Source organism: Streptomyces sp. P5F9 (assembly GCF_057961495.1).
Genome location: NZ_JBXVPZ010000444.1, coordinates 1 through 7,902 on the forward strand (window position 1 = coordinate 1; position 7,902 = coordinate 7,902).

Annotated in this window: 5 protein-coding genes and 2 pseudogenes; 3 read left to right on the top strand and 4 right to left on the bottom strand. The window is 69.0% G+C overall.

What is annotated here, in order from left to right; translation table 11 throughout:
* Positions 1–64 precede the first annotated feature (64 nt).
* Positions 65–709: an amino acid ABC transporter permease gene (locus AC31A1_RS41845; RefSeq protein ID WP_489658320.1), complete on the top strand. Its 645-nt coding sequence runs from the start codon at positions 65–67 to the stop codon at positions 707–709.
* The gene (locus tag AC31A1_RS41850) at positions 706–1,563 is read left to right on the top strand and encodes an amino acid ABC transporter permease (protein ID WP_489658321.1); all 858 of its coding nucleotides are present in this window, start codon (positions 706–708) and stop codon (positions 1,561–1,563) included. Before AC31A1_RS41845 ends, AC31A1_RS41850 begins: the two co-directional genes overlap by 4 nt.
* A 37-nt stretch (positions 1,564–1,600) precedes the next feature.
* On the opposite strand, the pseudogene AC31A1_RS41855 reads toward AC31A1_RS41850, so the two are convergent.
* The 3 genes and pseudogenes from AC31A1_RS41855 to AC31A1_RS41865 all read right to left on the bottom strand — a co-directional run.
* A pseudogene (locus AC31A1_RS41855) lies at positions 1,601–2,320 on the bottom strand (CocE/NonD family hydrolase C-terminal non-catalytic domain-containing protein); the annotation flags it as partial.
* A gap of 305 nt (positions 2,321–2,625) precedes the next feature.
* Positions 2,626–3,114, bottom strand: a pseudogene (locus AC31A1_RS41860) (CocE/NonD family hydrolase); the annotation flags it as partial.
* Positions 3,115–3,230: 116 nt separating this feature from the next.
* Complete coding sequence (locus tag AC31A1_RS41865; RefSeq protein WP_489658322.1) at positions 3,231–3,986, bottom strand: hypothetical protein; 756 nt, start codon at positions 3,984–3,986, stop codon at positions 3,231–3,233.
* Between the two features lie 142 nt (positions 3,987–4,128).
* Here AC31A1_RS41865 and ggt point away from each other — a divergent pair, with 142 nt between their 5' ends.
* On the top strand, positions 4,129–5,928 hold the full coding sequence (gene ggt, locus AC31A1_RS41870; RefSeq protein WP_489658323.1) for a gamma-glutamyltransferase: 1,800 nt from the start codon (positions 4,129–4,131) through the stop codon (positions 5,926–5,928).
* On the opposite strand, the gene AC31A1_RS41875 is transcribed toward ggt, so the two are convergent.
* The coding region (locus AC31A1_RS41875) for an ATP-dependent Clp protease ATP-binding subunit (RefSeq protein WP_489658324.1) at positions 5,912–7,902 on the bottom strand (1,991 nt) is incomplete at its 5' end. The two genes, ggt and AC31A1_RS41875, sit on opposite strands and share 17 nt — an antisense overlap.

Sequence of the window (7,902 nt, forward strand, 5' to 3'; positions counted from 1 at the left end):
CCGGAGTGCCCGCGCCCACCCCGCCCGCGATCGACCGCTATCCGGCGAGCTGAGGGAGGCAGACGTGAACGTACTGACCGACAACTTCTCGACCTTCGGCGACGGCTTCCTCGGCACCGTCGAACTGACCGTCTACGCCTCGGTGTTGGCGCTCGTCCTCGGCTTCCTCATGGCCTCCTTCCGGGTCGCGCCGGTCGGCTCGCTGCGGGTCTTCGGGACGGTGTGGGTGACCGTGCTGCGCAACACCCCGCTCACCCTGCTGTTCTTCGCGGTGCTGCTCGGCCTGCCGCGCTTCGGACTCGTGCTCCCCTTCAAGGTGTTCGCGGTCCTCGCGCTCGGCTGTTACACCTCGGCGTTCATCTGCGAGGCGCTGCGCTCCGGCATCAACACCGTGCCCAGGGGCCAGGGGGAGGCGGCCCGCAGCCTCGGGATGTCCTTCGGGCAGAGCCTGAGCCTGGTCGTCCTGCCGCAGGCGTTCCGCTCGGTGATCCCGCCGGTCGGCTCCACCCTCATCGCCCTCGCCAAGAACTCGGCGATCGCCGGCGCGTTCAGCGTCACCGAACTCCTCGGCACCTACCGGACGTTGAGCGAACTCGGCTACAACATCGTCTGGACGTTCGTCTGGATCGCCGTCGGCTACCTGATCATCACCCTCGCCATCAGCGCGCTGTTCAACGCGCTGGAGAGGAAGTGGGGATTCGCCCGATGACCACCGCCACCGCCCTCTACGACGTCCCCGGCCCCAAGACCCGCAAACGGCACCGCCTTTACGGCATCGCGTCCGCGGTCGTCATCCTCGCGCTGATCGGCTGGATCCTCTATCTCCTGTTCGACACCGACCAGTTCACGTACACGAAGTGGATGCCCTTCGAGTACAAGGGAATTCAGGAACTGCTGCTGCGCGGCCTCGGCAACACGCTCAAGGCCTTCGGCCTCGCGGCCGTGCTCTCGCTGGCACTTGGCACCCTGCTCGCCGTAGGACGCCTCTCCGACTACCGGCCCGTACGCTGGCTGTCCACAGTCGTCGTGGAGTTCTTCCGCGCCATGCCCGTCCTCGTGATGATCTTCTTCATCTTCGTGGCGCTCAAAGTGCAGCCGCTGCCCGCACTCGTCGCGGGCCTGACGCTCTACAACGGCTCGGTGCTCGCCGAGGTCTTCCGCTCCGGCGTCAACAGCGTCGAACGCGGCCAGCGGGAGGCCGCGTTCGCGCTCGGCATGCGCAAGATCCACGTCATGTCGTACGTCCTCGTGCCGCAGGCCGTACGGGCCATGCTGCCCGCGATCATCAGCCAGTTGGTGGTCGCGCTGAAGGACACCTCGCTGGGCTATCTGATCACCTATGAGGAGTTTCTCCATGCCGGGAAGCTGATCGCGTCGAACCTCGACTACGATTTGCCGTTCATCCCGGTGGTGATGGTGATCTCGCCGATCTACATCGGGATGTGCATGCTGCTCTCCTGGTTCGCCGGTTGGGTGTCCCGCAGGGAGCAGCGCAGTCCCAAGACCGGGGCCGTGGACGTTGCCCCGGCGGAACCAGGGACGCTGCTGCCGCGGGTGCAGTAGTAGAGAGGGCACCTGCCCGTCCGGCAGCAGCCGGAGATCACTGCTCGCGCAGCGGGATCGACACGTACGACGGGTCGTTCGCAGGCGAGGAGAAGGTCAGCTGCGCGCCGGTCGGGTTGTGCTCGATGTAGAGCGGGTCGACCGTGTCGACGACCAGGGCGAGATGATGCCCTGCCGGGACGTCGTAGGCCGTGGAGAACAACTCCAGGTCCACACCGAACGGTTGGCCGGGCTTCTGTCCGTGCCAGGTGTACGGCGCGTTGCTGACCAGCTTGCCGAGGCCGAGCGGGCCCACGTCGTAGAGGTACGCGACGAGGGTGCCGCTCTCCTTGGTGTCCGTGACCGTGGTGTGCAACTTCACGGTGCCGCGCACCTGTTGGGCACTCGCGTACTTCCCCGACTGCCATACGGCGGCCCAACGGCGCGGGAGCAGCGGGACGTACGCGACCGGGGGCACCTGGGCGACCTGGTCGAGGATGCTGGACAGGAAGACGATCCCGCCGTCCGCGCCCGAGTCGACGTTGGTGTGGATGGTGGTCGTGCCCGCGAGGTCGATCTTCTTGCGCGTCGCGCCGACCGACTTCCAGTCCGGGTAGCCCTCGTAGCCGCCCGCGGAACGGGACTTGAGCTCCACCGGCTGCTCGCGGTCGATGCCGTTGTCGTCGCCCTTGAGGTAGTGGTCGAACCAGCGCTCGGTGTCCGTCCACACGTCGTTGGGCAGCCCGAACAGTCCGGTCAGCTCGGCGGTGGCAACTGGGCGGGCGGGAGGAAAGGTAAGGGGCCCGGCGTGTGCCGGGCCCCGACTACGGTGTCTGGCCGCTCGTGCTCGGTACGGCCCGATTGGAGTTCTCTCCCGCGCGGGAGACTCTCCCCTGGATCGCTCCGGGGAGTTTGACAGGTCAGGCCTGTCCGGCGGCGACCCTCCCGGCCGTCGGGGCAACTGCGTGAGTTGCCCAGTGTGTTGACAGCTTGACTGCTGCCATCAACACGATCAGAGTAGCAGCCGTGAGTCACCTTGTGTGACCGCTTCAGTTCAGTCCGTTTTGGCGCTGACACCTCACCTCGCCTGTCGTGTGCGGCCGCGAGCAGGCTGATGCCGGCGCCGTACGACACGCCCGCCATGCCGACATGCCCCGCGTCGGACGGGGTGTTGGCGAGCGCCCAGTCGATCACCTTGGACGCGTCGGCCACGTCCTTCGGGCCCGCCACCTCTATTCCGCCGCCGGACTGCCAGAACCCGCGGACGTTGTAACTCACCACGACATAGCCGGAGTCGGCGAGCTTCTGGGCCTGGGCCAGGTACTGGACCTGGGGGAATCCCCAGCTCGTGGGCAGGACGAGGAGCGGGTAGCCGTGCGAGCCGTCCGCGCCCGCGGGCGTGACGACGTTCGCCGCGAGCGTCGTACCGCCGTCGCCGGTGATGTCGACGAAGCGGACGCCGTTCGTGGCGGCCCGGGCCGCGGGGGCGAACCCGAGGACACCTCCGGCGATCAGGGTCGCGGAGACGGCGCCCACGGCGGTCGTACGCAGGGCCTGGCGATGGGGTCGCACGGGTCACTCCTCACACGTGTCAATGCAAAGTGACCCGACGGTAACCGGGGCTCCCTACCGCAGGTAACCCGCCGGTAAGTTACGTGCCAGTAAAGATTGTTGACGCGTGTGCGGATTCACGAGGCGCGGTGTGAACTGCGTGGAGCCGGTGCGGGCAGCGGGGTCTCCGCGGCCCGCGTCACGTCCGCGACCAGCTCCACCACATCCGGGCCGTACGCCTGCGAGTTGACCACCTTCAGCAGCAGGACGAAGGTGTTGCCGCCGTGTTTGCGGGCCAACTTCTCATGGTTGCGGGCGAGATAGCGGGACGCCGCCTGGTTGGTGATCGCGCGCTGGCCGCAGAAGAGGAACACCGGCCGCGCGCCGCCCAGTTGACCGGCGGTGAGACGCGCGAGGAGGACGTACTCGCCCTTGCCGGGCTCAAGTCGGTAGCGCTCACTGCCGATTTGGAACGCGCCCCGGTCCGGCCCCGGTTCCGGGTCGACGTTGACGCGGATGCCGGGGAGCAGGGACGCCAGATGCGCGGCCATACGGCGGTTGGAGGCGGGGCCGCCCACGCAGAACTCGGTGCGTTCGCCGAAGCTCTGCTGGGCCGCGTCGTGCGCGACGACCTGGGCGTGCGCGTTGCAGTCCTTGATCAGGGCGGCGAGTTCGAGCAGCGCGAACACGTCGTGCCGCATCACCGAGAGTTCGGCGCCGCCCGCCTCGCGGTTCACCACGAGCAGCGACTCGGAGTTGTCGGGCAGCCCGAAGAACGCCTGCTTGCGCCGGAGTCTGCGCCGCCACAGATAGGTGCGGGCGAGCCAGCCGAGCGCGGCGCTGATGCCGGCGGCGGCCACCCCCAGAACGATGTTGCGCACGTCGTCATTCATGGGCGCGCATGCTAGCGGCCCAGCATGGCCGGTACGTACCGGTGTTCGACGTGTGGCACTCGTGTGACAGTGGCGCGAGGTGGTCTGTTGGGGCCATGGCAATGTGGCTACGCTGCGCGGACGGTCCTGACTGGAGGTACGGATGCGTCGCCCTGTGGCACGGAAACTGTCGGTCCTGGCGGTCTCGGCCGCCGTCGTGTCGGTCGGGGCCGCGGCTCCACCGGCCGCAACGAGCGGCACACCGACGAAGGTTCCGGTGGCGGTCGGCTACGGCGGCGCGGTCGCGAGCGTCGACGCGGACGCCACAGCCGCCGGCATCGAGGTCCTGAAGAAGGGCGGCAACGCGGTCGACGCGGCCGTAGCCACCGCCGCCGCGCTCGGCGTCACCGAGCCCTACTCCTCCGGCATCGGCGGAGGCGGATACTTCGTCTACTACGACGCCAAGTCCCGTACCGTGCACACCATCGACGGCCGCGAGACCGCGCCACTGACCGCCGACTCCAACCTCTTCGTGGAGAACGGCAAGGCCCTCGCCTTCGCCGACGCCGTCAGCAGCGGCCTCAGCGCCGGCACCCCGGGCACGGCCGCCACCTGGCAGACGGCGCTCGACCAGTGGGGCAACGAGAAGCTCGGTACGGTGCTCAAGCCCGCCGAACGCATCGCGAGCGACGGCTTCACGGTCGACGACACCTTCCGCAGCCAGACCGCGTCCAACGAGACCCGCTTCCGCTACTTCCCCGACACCGCCGAGCTGTTCCTGCCGGGCGGCGCGCTCCCGGTCGTCGGCTCCACCTTCAAGAACCCCGAACTCGCGGCCACCTACAAGGAGTTGGGCAAGAAGGGGATCGGCGCGATCTACCACGGCGACCTCGGCAAGGACATCCTCGCCACGGTCAACACCCCCAAGGTGGACGCGAGTTCGGGCTGGAACGCCCGTCCCGGCAAGCTGTCCGCCAAGGACCTCGCCGTGTACCGCGCCAAGCTCCAGGCGCCCACGAAGACGTCGTACCGCGGACTCGGTGTCTACTCGATCGCGCCCTCCTCCTCCGGCGGAACGACCGTCGGCGAGGCCCTCAACATCCTTGAGAAGACGGACCTTTCGAAGGCGAGCGAGGTCCAGTACCTGCACCACTACATCGAGGCCAGCCGGATCGCGTTCGCGGACCGGGGACGCTGGGTCGGCGACCCCGCCTTCGAGGACGTACCGACGAAGGAACTCCTCTCGCAGAAGTTCGCCGACTCGCGCGCCTGCCTCATCAAGGACGACGCGGTGCTCACCAGCCCGCTGGCGCCCGCCGACCCGCGCAACCCGACGGCCTGCACCGCCGGCGGAACGGCCGCGCCGACGACGTACGAGGGCGAGAACACCACCCACCTCACGGTCGCCGACAAGTGGGGCAACGTCGTCTCCTACACGCTCACCATCGAGCAGACCGGCGGCAGCGCGATGACCGTGCCCGGCCGCGGCTTCCTGCTCAACAACGAGCTGACCGACTTCTCCTTCACCCCGGCCAACCCGGCCGTCCACGACCCGAACCTGCCCGGCCCGGGCAAGCGCCCGCGCTCGTCGATCTCGCCGACGATCGTCCTCGACAAGCACAACAAGCCGGTCGTGGCGCTCGGTTCACCCGGTGGCGCGACCATCATCACGACCGTGCTGCAGACCCTCACCGAGTTCCTCGACCGCGGGCTCCCTCTCGTGGACGCGATCGCCGCGCCTCGCGCCAGCCAGCGGAACGCCGCCAACACGGAGCTCGAACCCGCGCTCTACAACAGCGACTTGAAGACCCAACTCCAAGCCATCGGGCATTCGTTCACTCTCAACCCGGAGATCGGCGCGGCGACCGGTGTGCAACGGCTTCCGAACGGGGAGTGGTTGGCGGCGGCCGAGAAGGTACGGCGCGGTGGCGGGTCGGCGGCAGTGGTCAACCCGGCTCCGTAGTAAGTCGGTTGGGGTCGGGCGGTGGCGCATCCGGTGTGAACGCGAGCCGCCCGTCCTCCACACCCACCGTCACCTGGCCGCCCTCCGCGATGCGGCCGTCCAGAAGCAGCCGGGACAGCTGGTTGTCGACCTCGCGCTGGATCGTGCGGCGGAGCGGGCGGGCACCGTACTCGGGCTGGTAGCCCTGGCGGGAGAGCCAGTCGACGGCCGGGTCCGTGAAGGCGACCGTGATGCCCTGCGCGTGCAGGAGACGGCGGGTGTGTTCCAGCAACAGGCCGGTGATCCGGCGGAGTTGCTCGGCGGTGAGCTGGCGGAAGACGACGATCTCGTCGATGCGGTTGAGGAACTCGGGGCGGAAGTGCTCGCGCAGCGGGCGCAGGATCTGCTCGCGCCGCGCCTCCTCGTCCGCGTCGGCACCGCCCGGGCCGAAGCCGATGCCGGCACCGCGCCGGGTGATCGCCTCGGAGCCGAGGTTGCTCGTCATCACGATCACCGTGTTGGTGAAGTCGACCGTGCGGCCCTGCGCGTCGGTCAACCGGCCGTCGTCCAGGACCTGGAGCAGGATGTTGAACACGTCCGGGTGCGCCTTCTCGACCTCGTCGAGGAGGAGAAGCGAGTACGGGTGGCGGCGCACGACCTCGGTCAGCTGACCGGCCTCCTCGTGGCCGACGTAACCGGGCGGGGCGCCGACGAGACGGCTCACGGTGTGCCGTTCCTGGTACTCGCTCATGTCCAGGCGGACCATCCGGTCCTCGCTGCCGAACAGGGCCTCGGCGAGCGCCCGGGCAAGTTCCGTCTTCCCGACGCCGGTCGGTCCCAGGAACAGGAAGCTGCCGATCGGCCGGTCCGGGCTCGCCAGCCCGGCGCGCGAGCGCAGTACCGCGTCCGACACGACCCGGACCGCCTCCTCCTGGCCGATGATCCGCCGGTGCAGATGCTCCTCCAGACCGAGCAGCCGGTCCTTCTCCTCCGCCGTGAGACTGCTCACCGGGATACCGGTCTGCCGCGACACGACCTCGGCGATCGCCTCACCGGTGACCTCCAGGTTCTGTCCCTCATCGCCCTGATCCCCACCACCGGCCTCCGCCAGCCGCACCTTCAACTCGGCGACGCGGTCCCGCAGTTGGGTCGCCTTCTCGTAGTCCTCGGCGGCGACGGCCTGGTCCTTGTCCCGGGCGAGCTGTTCCATCTCGCGCTCCAGGGCTCGTACGTCCGTGCCCTTCGTGCGTGCCCGCAGCCGTACCCGCGCACCCGCCTGGTCGATGAGGTCGATCGCCTTGTCGGGGAGCCGGCGGTCGGTGAGGTAGCGGTCGGACAGTTCTACGGCGGCCACCAACGCCTCGTCGGTGTACCGGACTTGGTGGTGGGCCTCGTAGCGGTCGCGCAGGCCGCGCAGGATCTCGATCGCGTCCGGGACGGACGGTTCGGGCACCAGGATCGGCTGGAACCTGCGGGCCAGCGCCGCGTCCTTCTCGATCCGGCGGTACTCCTCCAGCGTCGTAGCACCGACGATGTGCAACTCGCCGCGCGCCAGGGCCGGTTTGAGGATGTTGCCGGCGTCCATCGAACCGCCCTCGCCGCCACCGCCCGCGCCGACCACGGTGTGCAACTCGTCGATGAACACGATCAGTTCGTCCGAGTGGGCGCGGATCTCGCCGACGATGTTCGTCAGCCGCTCCTCGAAGTCGCCCCGGAAACGGGTGCCCGCGACGACGCCGGTGAGGTCGAGGGCGACGACTCGCCGACCTGTCAGCACGTCCGGCACATCGCCGTCCGTGATGCGCTGCGCGAGGCCCTCCACGATCGCGGTCTTGCCGACGCCCGCGTCGCCGATCAGCACCGGGTTGTTCTTGCCGCGCCGGGACAGCACCTCGATGGTCTGCTCGATCTCCTCGTCGCGGCCGATCACCGGGTCGATACGGCCGTGGCGGGCCAGGTCGGTGAGGTCGCGGCTGTACTTGTCGAGGGTGGGGG

Coding starts and splice junctions, on each gene's coding strand:
- AC31A1_RS41850 (WP_489658321.1), top strand. CDS start 706: ATGACCACCGCCACCGCCCTCTACGACGTCCCCGGCCCCAAGACCCGC.
- AC31A1_RS41865 (WP_489658322.1), bottom strand. CDS start 3,986: ATGAATGACGACGTGCGCAACATCGTTCTGGGGGTGGCCGCCGCCGGC.
- ggt (WP_489658323.1), top strand. CDS start 4,129: ATGCGTCGCCCTGTGGCACGGAAACTGTCGGTCCTGGCGGTCTCGGCC.